This is a genomic window from Rodentibacter caecimuris (genome assembly GCF_001019715.1).
Classification (GTDB): domain Bacteria; phylum Pseudomonadota; class Gammaproteobacteria; order Enterobacterales; family Pasteurellaceae; genus Rodentibacter; species Rodentibacter caecimuris.
In genome coordinates, this window is record NZ_BBXJ01000001.1 from 1098068 (window position 1) to 1113943 (window position 15876).

The 15876-nt window shown below is 38.7% G+C and carries 28 protein-coding genes; 5 read left to right on the top strand and 23 right to left on the bottom strand.

The features are described 5' to 3' along the window. Positions 1-21 precede the first annotated feature (21 nt). Entirely contained in the window at positions 22-258 is a 237-nt protein-coding gene (locus tag PNEUHYL_RS05270; RefSeq protein ID WP_059366179.1) for a hypothetical protein, read from the bottom strand. A gap of 11 nt (positions 259-269) precedes the next feature. Between PNEUHYL_RS05270 and PNEUHYL_RS05275 the strand changes: the two genes are divergently transcribed. Next, positions 270-452: a YegP family protein gene (locus PNEUHYL_RS05275; RefSeq protein WP_018356020.1), complete on the top strand. Its 183-nt coding sequence runs from the start codon at positions 270-272 to the stop codon at positions 450-452. Positions 453-512: 60 nt separating this feature from the next. On the opposite strand, the gene PNEUHYL_RS05280 is transcribed toward PNEUHYL_RS05275, so the two are convergent. The 12 genes from PNEUHYL_RS05280 to PNEUHYL_RS05330 all read right to left on the bottom strand — a co-directional run bounded on the left by PNEUHYL_RS05280 (position 513) and on the right by PNEUHYL_RS05330 (position 6899). Next, the gene (locus tag PNEUHYL_RS05280; protein WP_059366180.1) at positions 513-830 is read right to left on the bottom strand and encodes a DUF6378 domain-containing protein; all 318 of its coding nucleotides are present in this window, start codon (positions 828-830) and stop codon (positions 513-515) included. Between the two features lie 11 nt (positions 831-841). Further along, the gene (locus PNEUHYL_RS05285) at positions 842-1552 is read right to left on the bottom strand and encodes an LbetaH domain-containing protein (RefSeq protein ID WP_059366181.1); all 711 of its coding nucleotides are present in this window, start codon (positions 1550-1552) and stop codon (positions 842-844) included. A gap of 57 nt (positions 1553-1609) precedes the next feature. Then, positions 1610-2254, bottom strand: coding sequence for a translocation protein TolB precursor (locus PNEUHYL_RS05290; RefSeq protein WP_164703640.1), 645 nt, complete (start codon positions 2252-2254; stop codon positions 1610-1612). A gap of 205 nt (positions 2255-2459) precedes the next feature. After that, positions 2460-3128, bottom strand: a complete 669-nt coding sequence (locus tag PNEUHYL_RS05295; protein WP_059366183.1) for a KilA-N domain-containing protein — start codon at positions 3126-3128, stop codon at positions 2460-2462. 244 nt (positions 3129-3372) lie between these two features. Next, on the bottom strand, positions 3373-3738 hold the full coding sequence (locus tag PNEUHYL_RS05300; RefSeq protein WP_059366184.1) for a type II toxin-antitoxin system death-on-curing family toxin: 366 nt from the start codon (positions 3736-3738) through the stop codon (positions 3373-3375). After that, positions 3735-3866, bottom strand: a complete 132-nt coding sequence (locus PNEUHYL_RS13700) for a hypothetical protein (RefSeq protein WP_255204523.1) — start codon at positions 3864-3866, stop codon at positions 3735-3737. Before PNEUHYL_RS13700 ends, PNEUHYL_RS05300 begins: the two co-directional genes overlap by 4 nt. A gap of 84 nt (positions 3867-3950) precedes the next feature. Next, positions 3951-4361, bottom strand: a complete 411-nt coding sequence (locus tag PNEUHYL_RS05305) for a hypothetical protein (protein ID WP_059366185.1) — start codon at positions 4359-4361, stop codon at positions 3951-3953. Further along, the gene (locus PNEUHYL_RS05310) at positions 4361-4918 is read right to left on the bottom strand and encodes a Panacea domain-containing protein (protein ID WP_059366186.1); all 558 of its coding nucleotides are present in this window, start codon (positions 4916-4918) and stop codon (positions 4361-4363) included. Before PNEUHYL_RS05310 ends, PNEUHYL_RS05305 begins: the two co-directional genes overlap by 1 nt. Before the next feature lie 75 nt (positions 4919-4993). Then, positions 4994-5974, bottom strand: a complete 981-nt coding sequence (locus PNEUHYL_RS05315; protein ID WP_077664012.1) for a recombinase RecT — start codon at positions 5972-5974, stop codon at positions 4994-4996. 12 nt (positions 5975-5986) lie between these two features. Beyond that, positions 5987-6283, bottom strand: a complete 297-nt coding sequence (locus tag PNEUHYL_RS05320) for a hypothetical protein (RefSeq protein ID WP_059366187.1) — start codon at positions 6281-6283, stop codon at positions 5987-5989. 21 nt (positions 6284-6304) lie between these two features. Beyond that, the gene (locus PNEUHYL_RS05325; protein WP_059366188.1) at positions 6305-6514 is read right to left on the bottom strand and encodes a hypothetical protein; all 210 of its coding nucleotides are present in this window, start codon (positions 6512-6514) and stop codon (positions 6305-6307) included. After that, positions 6501-6899 (bottom strand): hypothetical protein, encoded by a 399-nt coding sequence (locus PNEUHYL_RS05330; protein WP_059366189.1) that lies wholly within the window; start codon positions 6897-6899, stop codon positions 6501-6503. Before PNEUHYL_RS05330 ends, PNEUHYL_RS05325 begins: the two co-directional genes overlap by 14 nt. Before the next feature lie 90 nt (positions 6900-6989). Here PNEUHYL_RS05330 and PNEUHYL_RS05335 point away from each other — a divergent pair, with 90 nt between their 5' ends. After that, on the top strand, positions 6990-7178 hold the full coding sequence (locus tag PNEUHYL_RS05335) for a hypothetical protein (protein ID WP_059366190.1): 189 nt from the start codon (positions 6990-6992) through the stop codon (positions 7176-7178). On the opposite strand, the gene PNEUHYL_RS05340 is transcribed toward PNEUHYL_RS05335, so the two are convergent. Next, a complete protein-coding gene (locus tag PNEUHYL_RS05340) occupies positions 7147-7362 on the bottom strand; it encodes a hypothetical protein (protein WP_059366191.1) in 216 nt (71 codons plus the stop codon). The genes PNEUHYL_RS05335 and PNEUHYL_RS05340 overlap by 32 nt on opposite strands. A 95-nt stretch (positions 7363-7457) precedes the next feature. After that, entirely contained in the window at positions 7458-8129 is a 672-nt protein-coding gene (locus tag PNEUHYL_RS05345; RefSeq protein WP_059366192.1) for a BRO family protein, read from the bottom strand. A 324-nt stretch (positions 8130-8453) separates the two neighbouring features. Here PNEUHYL_RS05345 and PNEUHYL_RS05350 point away from each other — a divergent pair, with 324 nt between their 5' ends. Next, positions 8454-9326: a DUF4393 domain-containing protein gene (locus tag PNEUHYL_RS05350; RefSeq protein ID WP_059366193.1), complete on the top strand. Its 873-nt coding sequence runs from the start codon at positions 8454-8456 to the stop codon at positions 9324-9326. 502 nt (positions 9327-9828) lie between these two features. Here the strand turns inward: PNEUHYL_RS05350 and PNEUHYL_RS05355 are convergent. From PNEUHYL_RS05355 to PNEUHYL_RS05395, 8 genes are all read right to left on the bottom strand, one after another. After that, entirely contained in the window at positions 9829-10296 is a 468-nt protein-coding gene (locus tag PNEUHYL_RS05355) for a hypothetical protein (RefSeq protein ID WP_059366194.1), read from the bottom strand. Between the two features lie 15 nt (positions 10297-10311). Continuing rightward, positions 10312-10560: a hypothetical protein gene (locus PNEUHYL_RS05360; protein WP_059366195.1), complete on the bottom strand. Its 249-nt coding sequence runs from the start codon at positions 10558-10560 to the stop codon at positions 10312-10314. A 375-nt stretch (positions 10561-10935) separates the two neighbouring features. Beyond that, positions 10936-11136 (bottom strand): hypothetical protein, encoded by a 201-nt coding sequence (locus PNEUHYL_RS05365; RefSeq protein WP_059366196.1) that lies wholly within the window; start codon positions 11134-11136, stop codon positions 10936-10938. Positions 11137-11496: 360 nt separating this feature from the next. Then, on the bottom strand, positions 11497-12357 hold the full coding sequence (locus PNEUHYL_RS05370; protein WP_059366197.1) for a DUF3800 domain-containing protein: 861 nt from the start codon (positions 12355-12357) through the stop codon (positions 11497-11499). Between the two features lie 171 nt (positions 12358-12528). Beyond that, on the bottom strand, positions 12529-13308 hold the full coding sequence (locus PNEUHYL_RS05375) for a DUF1828 domain-containing protein (protein WP_077664013.1): 780 nt from the start codon (positions 13306-13308) through the stop codon (positions 12529-12531). Then, the gene (locus tag PNEUHYL_RS05380; protein ID WP_129582436.1) at positions 13295-13798 is read right to left on the bottom strand and encodes a hypothetical protein; all 504 of its coding nucleotides are present in this window, start codon (positions 13796-13798) and stop codon (positions 13295-13297) included. Before PNEUHYL_RS05380 ends, PNEUHYL_RS05375 begins: the two co-directional genes overlap by 14 nt. Positions 13799-13978: 180 nt before the next feature. After that, complete coding sequence (locus tag PNEUHYL_RS05390; protein ID WP_059366201.1) at positions 13979-14290, bottom strand: DUF4298 domain-containing protein; 312 nt, start codon at positions 14288-14290, stop codon at positions 13979-13981. Positions 14291-14357: 67 nt separating this feature from the next. Continuing rightward, on the bottom strand, positions 14358-15017 hold the full coding sequence (locus PNEUHYL_RS05395; RefSeq protein ID WP_059366202.1) for a LexA family transcriptional regulator: 660 nt from the start codon (positions 15015-15017) through the stop codon (positions 14358-14360). Positions 15018-15148: 131 nt separating this feature from the next. Between PNEUHYL_RS05395 and PNEUHYL_RS05400 the strand changes: the two genes are divergently transcribed. Together PNEUHYL_RS05400 and PNEUHYL_RS05405 are read left to right on the top strand one after the other, a co-directional pair. Continuing rightward, positions 15149-15355: a helix-turn-helix transcriptional regulator gene (locus tag PNEUHYL_RS05400; RefSeq protein ID WP_059366203.1), complete on the top strand. Its 207-nt coding sequence runs from the start codon at positions 15149-15151 to the stop codon at positions 15353-15355. Between the two features lie 48 nt (positions 15356-15403). Beyond that, positions 15404-15847 (top strand): YmfL family putative regulatory protein, encoded by a 444-nt coding sequence (locus PNEUHYL_RS05405; RefSeq protein WP_059366204.1) that lies wholly within the window; start codon positions 15404-15406, stop codon positions 15845-15847. The last annotated feature ends 29 nt before the right edge of the window (positions 15848-15876 follow it).

Consider the following 15876-nt stretch of genomic DNA (forward strand, 5'->3'; position numbering starts at 1 on the left):
AATGTGAGATATGCCTCAAAATTAAAATGATTTTGTTGAAGATGAAAATCGCTGTGCTATTCTTTTGATCGCCTTTGCTAACCACGAGGTATCTTTTACTGGAATGTGAATTGATTGCGTAATTTCGCCTTCGTAGGTTGCTTGGGAAACTGCCTTTATTTTTTCTTTGGCTTGCTTTGGCGTATCGGCAAAGATATTGATAACCCAAGTTTGACCCTCAAAATGATAAGTAAAGGTATATTCTTTCATTTGGTGCATAAGGAGCTCCTATGTATTTTGAAATTTATAAAGATGCGAAAGGTGAATTTCGCTGGAGATTGAAAGCAGGTAATCACCAATCTATAGCGACAAGTGGTGAAGGCTATACAACAAAGCAAAGTTGCCAACACGCCATTGGCGTTATTAAAACTGTAAATGAACAAACAGAAGTTAAAGACTTGACTGTTGCTTAAAATTTAGCCCTGTAATAACAGGGCTTTTATAAAATGAAACTGTGCATAAGAGCGGTTCGGTTAATTGCGGTTTGTATCAACAACCGGCAACTCAACAAACGCATTGAGCGGTTGCGGTGATAACGATTCTTCCGGTATATCTAATCGTCCGCCTAGCGTTGCATAACCTGCAATATCACGCCAGTGATCGACTTCGTGCGGATTACCGTTTAATATTCTCGCCAACTTTGTCGCTATCATCGTGATTGCGTATTTGTGTGTGCTATCCAGCTTTGTTGATTTTTCAACGTGCTTTAAGATGTCATTAAAAATCACCGCACCTTCGTGAAAATTTCCGTGTGTTTCAGCGCGCTCTTGTAGCGTTTCATTTATGTTCATTTTTCTTATCCTTATCCTTGTCCTAAAATTCTGCTCTTCGCCACTTCGATCAATAGTTGATACTCGCGTTTGGTTTTCTCGTCATGTACTTTCGCCGATTTTGCTAAAAACTCATCGACTGTGCCGGTAAAACAACCTCTTGTAACGATTAAGTCATCCTTGCCATTAAACACTGTGAGTGTACCGTTCTCGGTACCGACATTACTCGCCCAGAAAATCATTTTTCGCTCGGAAACAATGGCGCAAGAACTAACCCAAGCGTTGCCATATACCCAAGCGTTGCCATATACCTCAGCGTTGCCATATACCTGAGCGTCGCCATATACCCGAGCGTTGCCATATACCTGAGCGTTGCCAAATACCCGAGCGTTGCCACATACCCAAGCGTTGCCATATACCCAAGCGTTGCCATATACCTCAGCGTTGCCATATACCTCAGCGTCGCCATATACCCGAGCGTTGCCATATACCTCAGCGTTGCCATATACCTCAGCGTCGCCATATACCCGAGCGTTGCCATATACCTGAGCGTTGCCAAATACCCGAGCGTTGCCACATACCCAAGCGTTGCCAGATTGATCTAAATTTTTCTCTGCTTCGATATAGCCGCCAAGTTCGCCGGCAACTACTGCACCAAAAGAGATTAGGGCTTTAATGCGATATAGCGTTCTGCCCAAATATTCTTTGGTGTCATCTTTCAACAGTTCGTATTTCTTTTGCATTTTGTTTGTCCTATAAAAAAGCCCACGGTTAAGTGGGCGGTGTGGTTCAGAATGGGATTAGCTCATTTCCTGAATGAGCTGTTGATAATATTCTTGGGCAGCACTAACACGTTCTTTGATTTTGTCGATGAGGGTGTTATCACGTTTTACCGTAACCGTTGTAATCCGTTTCTCTTGTGGGATTTGCTCGACTAAATCAATGTAGCGTTCTGGGCTATCATAGCTATTCAACATTTCGTAGGGTGTAGGGAAGAGGACAAAATCAATTTGTGCTTCTTCACAATCCCATAGCCACATATAGCCCTGCATTTGAATGTCATAACCGGCTTTTTTCGCTTTGTCTGCCGCTTCATCAGTAAAAAATGGGTGTGAGCCAATATCCCACGAGCATTTTGTATCAATAATGAGCTTGCGAGAGGGAACGTAAATATCACACTCTCCCGTGATCCATTCATTCTCTCGGCGTTCAGTGTTTTTCTTGAGGGGTAAGCCTCGTTTTCTGCCACTTAATTTAATGGCTTGTTCTTCCAGAAGATTCCCTTTTTCGGTGTATTTGTTGCCTTCAAAATCTTGATAACCAAACAAGTCGAATTTAGCGATTTTTCTGACCGCACTTTTGGCGGTGTCGGAAAGTCCCTCTCCGCCTCTCTTCTGTGGCATTAAGTCAGCAAGTCCCGAACATCGGGCTTTGAATTGGTACATGGTTATTCCTCATTATTGAATGTTACAAATTTTCCCATCGTAGTCGTGGGTGAGATCCAGTTGATATGCGCTGATAATCACAAACACTGCAAGCACAATTTTTAAACCTTTCTTGAACATTTTTTCGTCCTTTTGCTGAAATTTGGGTGCAAGAAACCGCCACACGATTTTCACGGGGGAAAGTGCGGTCGGTTTTAATTAAGTTTTAGAATAAGTGGACTAATCCGCCACTTCGGATGATGGCGTTAGGGTGTCGCACATTGTAGATAATGCGGTTCCAGCCGTTGCCGTGCGTAATGTCTTGATTAAATTCGGTCGTTATCCGTTGCAATGTCGGCAACATCTCTTGTGGAAGATTGCCGTAGCGTTCGTTAAGTTGGCGAATGGCTCGGGCATAATCACCACCGAAACCACCGAATTGTTTTTGCAATTTATCGGTTAGTTCAATGTAGTTGCGTAAGCCATACCATGCCCAGCAGAAATCTTGCATTTCTTTTTCGGTGAGTTCACGCTGATACATTTTCGGAGGTTCTGGCAAAGCAATCTGTTTCGGTTCGTTTCGGTGCATTGCCAAAAAAGCTCGTAGAACAACTAAATGGAATTTAGGGCTGATCCAAGTTGCATAGGCTAAAACAAGTTCTTCGCAGGCGTATGTACTTGGATTTTTACCACCTCGAACAGTTTTTACTGGCAAAGTACAGATCTGTACTTTGTCATTCTCAATTTCTGAAATAAGATCTTTGGTTTGATCTAAACGTAAAAATAAAACTGGTTTATGTTTTTCGTCTCCACCACTTGCTTTGTGAAGATCAGTTAAAGAGTAAAGTCCATCAAGACTACGAATTGAGGTTTTAAGAATTGATAAGTTTGTCATAATGACATCTCCGCTTAGATTTTCTGAAATAATCCACTTCTGACAGTGGAGTCGAGAGGTTCAGAACCCTCCTAAGCGGTTAAGGGTGGACGTATTCCCCGAAGGTATTGTATTAGTCGCCCTCTCGACATAGTCGAGATTTCGGCATAAAAAAAGACCGCACTTTGGCGATCTGCTTACTACCGCCGCTTAAGAAAAGGTTCTGACACCTTAGGGCGGATAGTAGTATAAAGTTTTGGGGTTGTCAAATGGCAAGTTGCTGTAAATGCCGAGACAGTGCAATAAAATCTAATTTACCGCTCGCCACATCTACCATCGTATCATCTAGTCCGTGATCCGGTGGAATTTCTACACCTTGTAGATCGAGATAGGTGAGCATTGTAACCATTGCTGTGCGTTTGTTGCCGTCTGGAAATGCGTGCGCTTTGGCGATGGCTACGGCATAGAGTGCGGCAATGTCAAAGATGTTGTCGGTATTTTCATACAACATCCAGTTATCAATACGTGCTAATGCACTGTCTAGTTTGCCTAAATCCGCTTGTCCTTTTAGCCCCGGTTCGGTTTCTAAAATGGTTTCGTGAATGGCAAGAACGAGTTCAAGAGTAATCATTTGTAGGCTAACGCTTTGATTTCTTTGTTATGCGTTTTGATAATTCTTTTTGCTGCGGAAAGTGCGACCCGTTTTCCGGCTTCACCGTTGAGTTCTATTTTTACCGGTTGGGTATTTTGTTTTTTCATTGTGTTATTCCTATAAAAAAAGCCGTTGGGTAACGGCTTGTAGTGCGGTTATCTTAATCCGAAAGGGCGGTGGGTGTCAAATGTTTAGATTAGTGATTGTCGAATAATTAGCTCTTGGTGTGCTGAAATATCGTCTGATTGCAATGCACATTGTTGAATATATTTTAGATGTTCATTAACTAATATTCCACAATGAAATAATTCAGAATTACCTATTCGATTGCCCAATTCATTTTTATCAAGTTCATAAAATTCATCAAAACAAATCCAAGTATTTTTACTCAGTATAGGGTTACTATTTTGTGGCAAAAAGAATGCTTGATGCGTATTTAACTGACAACCATATTCAAGGGTATATCTCCACCCCTTTGAAGTGGTTTTAGCTACAATCAATTTTTGTGATGTCATACCCAAAATAATTAGGTATTTATCACGCTCTCCGCCATCATTAAACTTGAATTTAGGATGAAATAAGATTGAACCCAACTGAAGCATTACTTTAACACCTCAAGCAGTGCTAGACGTTCAATACTGTCCTTGTGCATTGACTCCCTATTTTGGCTTGGTAATGCTAACTCATAAGGAATTATTTCTTTCTTTTTGCCTTCAACTTCATAGATTTGATGCCACGGTAAACGTTCAAGGTGGGTTGCTTCGACCATATCATCAGCAAATGCATTTTTATATTGCTGTGCTAATGTATTAAGTATTTTTAATTCTCGTTTAGAAAAATGGGTTTGATCAAATTCAGACAAGGCATTAAATTTCAGCATTTCTTGTCTTCCTTTACGGATGGGAATTTGTTCAATTTTGATTTTAGCTAGAAAATCGGCTTCTGGCTGTTTAATTTCTTCATGTAAATCGACAGGTACAGGTCCCATTTTCCAAGCAGAATAATCAAGCCCTGTTACGGAACGCCCTACTTGTTTGTAATGCTCAAAATCAAGGAAATAAAGCAACTTAAAGAGCTTTATTTTCCCTAACTTTTCAACATTTTGAGAAAAAAAAGTAATTACTTGTAACAATTTTTCTCTATTGTGAGTGATGAGCATTGATTTTCCTCTTTTGACTAGTGTGGTTATAGTACTTAATTTTTAATTTTAAATAAAGAATAAGAATTTCTGACGTTATAGTTTCTCCAACTTCTCCAATTCGTCATACTGTTCTTTGCTGAACTCATACATCCCACTATCACACAATTCTTGTAGTGTGGTTTCACCGTTGATGATGTTTTGTTTACACTTCTCAAAGGCTTCATCACTGACGGTCAATTCTGTAAAGTCTGCGTCTTGGATATTGTTATCGACATAAGAAAATTCGCCCTTTTCGGCATCTTTCACTACGGCTTGGTCGGCTAATACTGCACTTTGCATTTCGACAGATAGCGGGGCTTGCTTGGAAAGCAAAAGTTTCATGACGGTTTTCAGGGCCATTGAATCGAAGTTATCCACCCAAACACTGGTGGCTTTTTCCCCTCTTGATTTTTTGTCAAGGTAGGTGCGGTAAGTTTGTGAATAGCGTTGTGCGTGTTGATTGACTTCTTCCTCAGTCATGTATAATTCAGCGGTAAAGCTATTCACCAGTTGGAAATAAGCATAGTAGCCGATAGGTTTTTCGTTTTGCTCCGGCTTTTGTTTCCAGTCGAACACATAGCCGTTAATCGGGTCCTCTTCGATCAGTTGTTTTTCATAAACCGGAACAGCGACTAATCGTTTAAATTGTCCGCTGCGTTGCGCCAGTTGGATTAATCCCTTATAACTGATTTGAAATTGAGCTTCGGTTACTTTCTGCCATTTACCATCTTTATCTTTGTAACTGCGTTGATATGGCACCATGTAAGCAAAACCAAGCCCGTTTTGTAATGGCAAATTCAGCGTTGCTGCCATACAGGCTGCATTGAAAACACTCATTGGAACGGCATTTTTTAACATGGTATTGCTGTTTACAATCTGCATAATACTTGTGGTAAAAGTTGCCGCATTTTTATTGACCAATGCTTTCACTTTTTCAAGAATAATCGGGTGGCTCAAAAAATCCTTGAGCGTTTTACATTCGGATAATTTCACCGGTGCGTTTGGTTTAGTTGGCGTATTTTGTGTCGTTGTCATTTTTTACCTCCATTAATAGGGCGGATGATATTCATTCATTCGTTTTTCGATACGTTTTTCAGCTACATGAGCAATCGCGCGATCACGTAATTCAATGAGCTTGTCAAATGCACCAGAACCGAATGCTAAGTCGTGTAATGCCAGTTCGTCATCATGGTAACTAACGTATTCGTTGATGGCGTAAAGGACGTGTTCATCTTTATTTTCAGCCTCGGATTTAACCACTTTTATTTCTTCCTCAAGGGCGCAATCCCAAGCGGCGAGGCTGTCTAGGTGTTCTTGATGAGCTGAGGCAAGTAAAGGGTTCATTGTTTAATCTCCAAAGTTCGGTCAATTTCTACGTCTATTTTTTGTTTGATTAAGCAAATTTAGCTCTGCTAATCGCTGCTTTCTTTTTTCAATTTCGGTTTCACATAATGACTTGTCGCAGTGGTTTTGGCTTATCCATACTTTCTTTCCGTTGATATATTCCACGGCGATATAGCCCAATCCTTGTGGGTGCGATTGAATGTCATAGTTGCGTGTTTTATTGATTTTCATGATTTAACTCCGCTTGTTTTATTGCTGTGTAGTGGAGTAGTTCCCATTCCGCTTGTGGTGTTAAATTTGGCTGCCAATCCCCGTTTTCTTCACGCCAAAGTTTTCGCATTTCAGCTCGGGTTTCACGGCTGATTTGCTCGCTGAGGTCGTGGTTGTGCCAGTCTGTCGGATTTCCCCAAGCTTGCGAGACACTAAAAATGGCAATCACTACGATTGCGGTGGCGAGTAAAACAAGTGCGCCTTTGCCAAGAAAGGCGAGAAATTCAAAGATTGATTTGTGCATAGTGGCTTCCTGTTTTGGTGGTTCGTTAATAAATACGGTGCGGGAACGCATAGCGATTTGGTTTCGTTGAGATCGCTTTCTTTTCTTTTGGCGTTTGTTCATTTTTGTTTCCTCTAAAAAGTGCGGTTTATTTAGCCACGACCGCAAACGTGGTATCCTTGTGTTTTGTTCAACAACACAGAGGAGAGTATTATGGAAAAAGAATGTATCAGTTATGAAAAGGCGGTAGATTTAGCGGTTCAGCTTGTACCGAAAGAAGAAATCTATCGAGCCAATGGAAATTGGGAAAACGGACTAACTGATATTGTTTCCGCGCTTTTTCAAATTGCTGATGATATTTACAACCGCATTAATCAAGATGATGACGATGTTCAACCTTAATTAACGGAATCGGTTTAATCATTGGCTTTTGTTCAAGCCTGTGTAGTTCAAGCAGTCGGATAATTTCGGCTGCTTTTTCGTTTGCACCGTCAATCGTCCACGGTTTAGTGGCTTCATACTCAAGCACATATTCGCCTTGACAGTTGCTATCTGCTTCTAATTTGAAGGTGAATTTAATGTTCATTTTTGTTTCCTTTTTAGTCAATTTACTGAATTTTGGGTGTAGAAAACCGCCACACGATTTTCACGGGGAAAAGTGCGGTCGGTTTTAGTTAGGTTTTAGATTACTTGGTAGTTATTAGATTTCGGGTTGTAATTCTCGAGGTGTTTTAGCACTCGCCAGTTACTCTCATAGTCGTATTTGAAATCGGCTGTAAGGCGTTTCAGTAGCTTATGAACTTCCCGAATAGTGTGCTTATATTCGTAGGCTTGTCCGTAGATTGCACCGGAATATTTTGAACCGATAGTTTCCATTGCCGGATAAATCATTCGGCAAGTTTCTGTGCCTCGTAAGGCGATAAACCATATCCATGGTAATAACTGAAGTTCGTGTTCGGTAAATTCAAAAGTGAATTTCTTTTCGGGCTCGGGTAAGGCGAGCTGTTTGGGCTCTAACTGATATTTTCCAGTTTTACGAATTTGCGGTAGCACTTCTTCAAATACCCACGCTTCAAAAGGTTCGGCTTCGGGTTTTCTGCTTTTGATGATTAAGCGGTATAAATTCGGTTCGTTGATGAAGATCATTGATTGATTGCCGCCAATCGTAAGGGTGTCTCTAATAGATACACCCTTTGGATTACAATTTTTATGAACCGCTTGTCTAGGGTTGGTGTAATCTAAAATTGAGCAAACATCATTGGCACAGAACCAAAACTCGTTATTTTGATCGGTAATAATACGAACAGGAAGATCTTTAAAATTGAAAGATTGGAATTGAATTTGATTTGACATTTTTTATACCTGAAGTTTAGTTAGTAAACCGAACATTAGTGGTGTTCGGGCTTCAACTACCGCTTCAGACGGCGGAACTTATTTCCTTTCGGTATTGTATTAGGTTCTCTCGACCCGAACATAGATTTACTATGCTAAATTTTAGGCATAAAAAAACCGCTATGCTGTCGGGTGCGGATAACCGCTGAAGTTGTAGTGCGGTTATCTTAATCCGAAAGGGGAGCGGTGTCAATGTTATTTCCATAATGAAATCCTCTCTGCTCAGTGGTAAGATTATCAGCGACCAAACTTTTAATTTATCACTTCAACAAAGAGGATTTTATTATGAATGAGTTGTATCCTATCGTTAGTGGTGCTTTAAGTGGACTAGCAGCCGCAGGTGCTTTGAAAGGACCTATTGAAAGCCTCACACAAATTTGGACTTTAACTATTGGTAGATTTCCAGATAATGCTTATCAGAAATATAAAATAAAACAAGCAGCTAATCTTGAAAAATATGCAAATGAGGTAAAAGAGGAAATAGAAAAAATCCCTGAAGAAAATATTCAAGAACCCAAATTGAGTGTCGTTGGTCCAGCTCTTGAAGCTTCTAAATTCTATATGGAAGAAGATGAAATTAGAGGAATGTTTGCGAAACTAATAGCTTCATCAATGGATAAGACACAATCTAGTAATATTCACCCTTCGTTTGTTGAAATGATTAAAATGCTCAGTCCGTTAGATGCTAAGAACTTATATTATCTTTCTCAAATAGGGGAAGATGCTACGATTTCTGCGGTTCACTTAAAATTCCCTAATGGTACTTTTACTGAGCTATATTCTCATGTTTTCCTAGATAATCCTGAAGTACAGGATATCACTATCATTTCCCCCTCAATTGACAATCTTATCAGATTAAAATTAGTAAATGTCTTCTATGATAGAAAAAGACCCAAAGATGAATTATATGATAAACATAAAAACCATGGGAACTTTATGGCATTGAAAGATGAATATGAAAAAATGAATAGTAATGCCAAGAATATGTTAGCTGACTTAGATAGTGGTAAAATTTATTTTGATAAAAATATGTCTCCCGAAGAAAAAAAAGAAGCTAGAGAATCTCTTGAAATTGAAAAAGAGATTAAATTAGAAATGGGTAAAGGAATTATTGAATTAACAGCTCTTGGCAAAAACTTCTGTAAGGTTTGCCTATGAGTTTTTTTTAACTATTTCTTTAATATCTTTCGCATATTGTTCAAAGGCTTTAGTTTCTTCATTGAAGAACTTATCAAACCACTTCGTTACTTGTGTCATTGTGAACCAGTGGACTAACAGCGATACAAGTAATGAAACTAATGCTGAGGTAAGTATTGTTGAAAGCATATATAGAACCTTTATGTATAAAAAAACCACCTGTTACAGTGGGCAAGTGGAGTGAGACTGGGTCTCTATGTCATTAAAAACCGCTCTCGGTTTAGAGGTTTCAAGAAGATTGGGCGAATTGCTTCGCACAGGGTTTTGAGAGCGGTTTTTGATGATTGCCTTTTTTACAGAAAGGCTAACTGGGTTTATATGCTTTTCCTTGCGAGGATCGGCTTAAAGCACGCAGTATCTCCGATTAAAGTAGTGCAAGTACCTGAATCTGCTTTAGTTTATAGCTTACCTTAGCTCTTTATCTATAAACCATAGAGTTAGGCTTGTAAGGCTCAAGCAAAAGTTAGTTATATGCGGTTAATATTAATTCAGGGAACACGACAATTTCATTTATTAATTTGCTAATCGTTGTTAGCTTTTTAATACCTGTTTCACTATCAGTTACAGTCATTTTAAGACTTAAATCAACTGGGCCATACCACCCTTCCCTTAAGACTTCCTCTCGTTCTTTTTCATCAAAGAGCTCAATAAGAATTTCTTCAACAGTGCGACCGGCATAGATTTCGCTTTCTTCTCCAATCCAGAAGGCTTTTTGCATTTTTTGAATATCTTCAATTGCTTTATCAATGCATTCAATCCCTTTTCCATACCGTAATGTGTCAATAATTCCATTTTCGTGTACAGTAACTGAATATTCTCCGGTATCTATATCTTGAGCAAGTGTAGGGCGGTAATGTTCAATGAATTTCATTCGCTTAGATTGTCGGATTAGCTCGTCATATTCCGACTTTGAAATTGTGATTGTTTCCATTTGTAGTTTCCTCTTTTAAACTCTCACTAACTCCCGACAACCCATTTGTCGGCGTTCTTTGGCTCTGACTTGACCGGATTTGATTTTGCCTTTTACATAGTTATAGTTGGCAATATCAATTAGCTTTTTGTCTCTGCCGGCAAGATTTATCGCTTTTTCAACCTTGTTGCCGATTGGTTTAGCAATTAAAGCTTTTTGCTTTTGAGCGATACGTTTAGCCCGCTTAAAGTTTTTTGCCGGATTAACCGATTTTGTGATGTTCATACTCTTTCTCCTCTCTTATTTCAAACCGCACTTACAATGTGATAAATCCGATACTCTGTCATTTCAGTGTAACCTTGTTACCGTCAAATTCATTTCTCGTTATTTAAGAGAGTAATCGCGGTTTGAAATAAGCCTTGTTTTACTGCCGTTCAGCGTGGGGGTCATTAAACAAGTTAACCCGATTCCACTTAACTAAATTGTGTCGCAACCGTAGATAACAGATTAAGTACAACAATCTCTTAACCTCTTACGGTATATAGATTTTTAAAGAACATTCAAACCACCGTCTCTGCTTATCTCTCGGCTTTCGCCTGCTCGGGTGGAAAGGTTAAGAACCTTTATTCAAGCCCTCCTCAAAGAGCTTGGTAAAAATTCTTAAGCGAGGGCTTGAGCGGTGATTTCAGCACAGGCTTTGATATTTTTCGTTAGCTCGTCCATAAATCCACTCTCTTGTTTTTGATATAGACGATATAACTCTTGAGTGCTTTTACCGCTTTTCTGTGCCATTAGCTTGATACTTTCTACCAATGCCATTGAAAAGAAATTTTGGTTTTCAAGAAGTTGTTTAGCTGTCATGTTATTTCCTTAGTGGGTGTTTTGTTTTGATGTGGTTATTATCACGGTTTGAAATTTAAAAGTCAATAACAAAAAGTGATTTATTTTGTAAAACATATTTCAATTTGTTATTGTTTGATTGATTTTTAAGAGAATAATTTTTTGATGAAGTAGTTTGATTGCTTGTTTTTTGAACAATAAATAAGGCTTAAGCGTGGATTTGGGGATAAAAAGGGAAGTGCGGTCAGTTTTTCGGTTATTTTCGTGGTGGTATGAGGATGTTAACGAAATAGATTTCGTCGAGATAAAAGAAAACCGCCATGAGGGCGGTTACAATGAGAAACCGATAACTATCTATGAGAAATGGTTTAAGAATAGATGTTAGTTCCGACAAATTTGTAATTGCCTGCAACGTCGATCATCAAACTTTTTCTTCAAAGCCTGTAATTTTTCTTTGCTAGCTAATTTGGGGAGATTATTTCGAACATTACTTCTTTTTTGTGCGCTCGCTATTTTATCACCGAAGTAGCGGACAAACAATTCGTACTCAGGTTTTGCCTGTGGCTCAATTTGATAGTACGAAATTTTACCATAGATTGCACACAGCCAATCGGCACACTGAATTGTTTGATATAATTTGCTATCTACTTGCATTGGTGCTTCAATGAGCTGAAACCTGCCGTTTTGGTGCATTTCGTAGATTGATTTTTTTACTAAATCTGCGCTACCTTCGCTATCATCCATAAAAATAAGGAACTGGGCATCTTCAGATTTAAATTCATCATCTAGCCGTTTGATTATCTCTGTTAGACTTGATTTATAGACTTCCTGTGGGTTATGCTGTTTAGGATCTCTAAATTTTGCTTCTCCAACATAAAAGAGAAATCCGCCTTTTGACGTGATTCTATTAATGATTCTTGAGGTAGATCGAATTAAGAAATCTTTGTATTTTTTTAGGTTAACTACTGAATACTGCTGAGAACCTTTCTTTTCCCAAGTAGAAAGCTGAAACCTTTCTCCATTACTTTTGGCTTTTTCTTTGGCTTGCTTAATGTCAAAATTTTGAAAAAGTTTAAGTTTTAAATCAAAGAAGAATGAGGAGAATGGACGAACTGCATTAATTGGTAGAACAAATCCCCCTAGCCCAAATGCGGGGTGAGTGTTGTGCTGTGAATGTTCTGATGATATGTATGGGCCTATATGACCGAATTCATCAAGATAAACGATATAAGTTTTAGCCATATTTTCCTTAGCCTAAAAGCACGGAAGCTCAACCACATAGATTGAGCCCCGGAATCAGCAGCAAACATTGCATTTCAGCAATGCCTGCTTCTGCATGTGGATATTACCCTATATTTTAGAATTGTCAAGTAAAATTTAACCATGTTGGTTAATAAACAAAGAAAACCGCACTTAATGTGCGGCTTGGGTGATTTTTTCAGCTTGTTCTATTAAGTTGGTGAAGGGGACTGCGCTAGCTAAGGCTGAAATGATTTGGATTTCTTCCTCGGCTTTTTGTTTGAATAAATCTTGGCTATTGCGATCATCAACAACAACAATGATGGTTCTATTATCAAGATCGCTGCTACTTACTACATCGCCAATTTTTCTCATTGCTGCACCTACCGCTTGCGGTGTTGGTTGGATAGCTAAGAAAAGCTGATTATCTACGGCTAAATCAAATTTATATTTGTGACCGGATATACCTTGGACTTTTGGTTCACGGCTAAAAATAGATTGCGGTTTAAGCAGCCTTAGATAATTTTCTACGTCTTGAGCAAGATTATTAATTTCATCACTTATACCAAGCTGTTGATATTCGTAATTCTTGATAATACTGAACACACTTAAATAATCTGAAATGGCATAGGGTAAGTCACTTTCTTGTGTCAGCATGTAAAGCTCGCCATCTTCTTCAACACAAACATTAGAGTGGGTGAAGTTAACTCTATCACGCAATGCGTTGACGGTAGATTTGGTAACAGGAAGCCCTTGGGTGTGAAGATGAAAAATACTATCTGCATCATCCGTAATCATAATTTGGTTCCCACAAGGCACAAGATAAAAACAAAAGGCACTCCCATCTATCCATCGGAAAGATGTGTGAATTGCAAGCCCCTTTTGACCGTCCACTGTATCGACTTCTCGACAAGTGAAAAGTGGGTGATTTGCTAGCCAATTACAGTTCATCATTATGTTCTACCAAAGAGTATTGTGGAAGGTTTCCAGTAAAATCAAGCTTTATTTTATTACAAAATAGTTTAAACCAATTTACAACATCATCAATAGGGTACTCTTGTTCCACCAGTTGAAGTTTTTCACCGATATGTTCATGACAACCGTAAATATCTTCATTATTGTCACGTGATGATTTGTTATCTTCATGAGCAGCTTCAAGTTGATATGCTCGATATTTTACTCCATTTTTTTGTTGAAACAATGTCAATACTGTTTTTTCTCGTTTTATTCTTTTGGGTCTTTTATAATCGAGTTGTACGTTTACGCTGGTTAATGTGCCTTTAATTATCGGATCTCGCTCGTCGTAAGGAATGAATTGACAAGTGACATAATTACGATTGTTAGCTGGTTTCCACTGTAAATCCTTATTGTAACTTTTAGGAATATCCATTAATGCTTTTGCCTCTGTGTAAGGCAAACAGTTTAAATGATTTGGTTTTATCATTAGATTTTTCTCTTTATTATTTTGAATTTAGTGAAATTTTATCTAAGTTACAACAGATTCATTTTATTCACAGTTACATTACCCCACAAAATTCAACTTCCGGCTTTCTATCACAACGCTCTATTCGTTCTTTTGGCTATTCTCAAAATTCAACTTCTGGCTTTGTATTACAGTTATAGCCTAGGCTTCGTCTTTAATTCTGTCTAATATTGGCTTAATAATTTCTACAAGTTTTTCTTCCAGATTCTGTTGCTCCCATAAGGCATTCCAAATGGCATCTTCTGATAGCACACTATAATTTCCTTTTGTATCTAAAGTATATTTTTTGGAACTATAGTGTAGGTCTAGCCACGTTGGTTGGTGATAAAATTCTTCAAGTTCCTGAACTAACTTAGTTGCTTCCTCCCAGTATTTTAGGCTCTGAGCTAATTCTTTTTGTAATTCAAGCAACCGCCCGTAGCTATCTTGGGCTTTTTGAATTTTCTGTTGCATTTTTACTCCTAATTTATATTGATTCTTGCCTGTAATAAAATCAACTTCTGGCTTTGGTGGGCTCTCATTACAAGCCTTGTCGATGCTCAACGGCTACACCTATAATGCGTATCTCTTGGTTGAGAGAGCTTAATGTTGGGAATACATCGTTAAGCGGCACTAATTCAAAGTGTGGAGAACCCCATTCATCAAAAGTACCAAGTTCTTTATATTTCTTAAATGTTGCTTCACCATCACCATTAACAGCCGCAACAAATTTGCCCGGTGTCGGAGCAAGGTCCGGATCGATTAACACTAAATCCCCTTCGTGAAAGCGTGTTTCCATTGACTGTCCGGATATTTGCAAAAAGAAAGCATTTTCGGAAGCCAGTGTGTTGGTTGATAAAAATTCAAAGCCCTCATCAATGTTTTGGAGATAATCAATTCCGGTCCATAAGCCGGCTTGTACTTTGCTAAGCAGTGGATATTCGCGAGATCTTACAATTTTTATTGGTTCAACATTGGTATCAAAAGCCAAAACTTGTGGATCTACATTTAGGACTTTTCCTAAGATTTTTATATCATCAAGATTCGGTGTTCGATTACCTTTCTCATAGTTAGCTATTCTTGGTTGCCCCCAATTTGAATTTGTTTTATCTAGCTGATTGCTACGTTCAGCTAATTCTTTTTGACTTATACCAAGTTGCTCCCTGTAAGCCTTGATTCTTTCACCTAACGTTGTTGACATTTTTCCCCCTTGTTTTACCTGCAATCTATTTTAATACGTTCCGTTATATTTTCATAATTTCAAATTGCAATTGCCAAACATTTCTTTTTGTGATTTTATTTGTATGGGATTTATTACAAATGGAAATATATATGAACAATATTGCAAAAATCCGCAATCAAATTGGTGTAACTCAAACTCAATTGGCGAGCAGTATTGGCTGGAGTCAACCAAGAATTGCAAATTACGAAACCGGAACCCGTAAGCCATCATTGGCTGTAGCGAGACAAATCATCGTAGCACTAAACACTTTGGGTGCGAATGTCTCTCTTGACGATGTTTTCCCTGTTAAAAACTAATTTACCCGATTCCCCCCAAATGAAAACCATAAAAAACCACAGGAAATTATGGCGATGAAGAAAATGATTATTGAGATGATCGAGAAAGTACCGGGCGGTAAAAGTGCGGTCGCGGGCTTTCTTGGTTTTTCTGAAAGTGAGCTGAACAATCGGCTCTATCAGACGAAAGGGCAGCGATTTAAGACGGAAGAGTTAATCGCTATTCAGCAAGAGTACGGCTTAATGGATTTTACCGATGAGATTTGCAGATTATCTGGTGGTCGTTTTGTACCGAATGTAGCAACAGATGAATTAGACAATGCGGAGTTATCCCTATTGCAGATTCAAGAATTATCTGCACGCGGATTACTTTACAAAATCTTAGAGCAGGCATTGCAAGACGGTGAAATTACCTCACACGAGGAAGACAAAATCCGTCAAGCCTTGAGCAAACATCTATCGGCAACGCAGCTTTCGATTGAGAGTGTGATTGTATTAAACAAACGGCAATAAAAAACCACGGCTGCAACCGTGGTTAATTC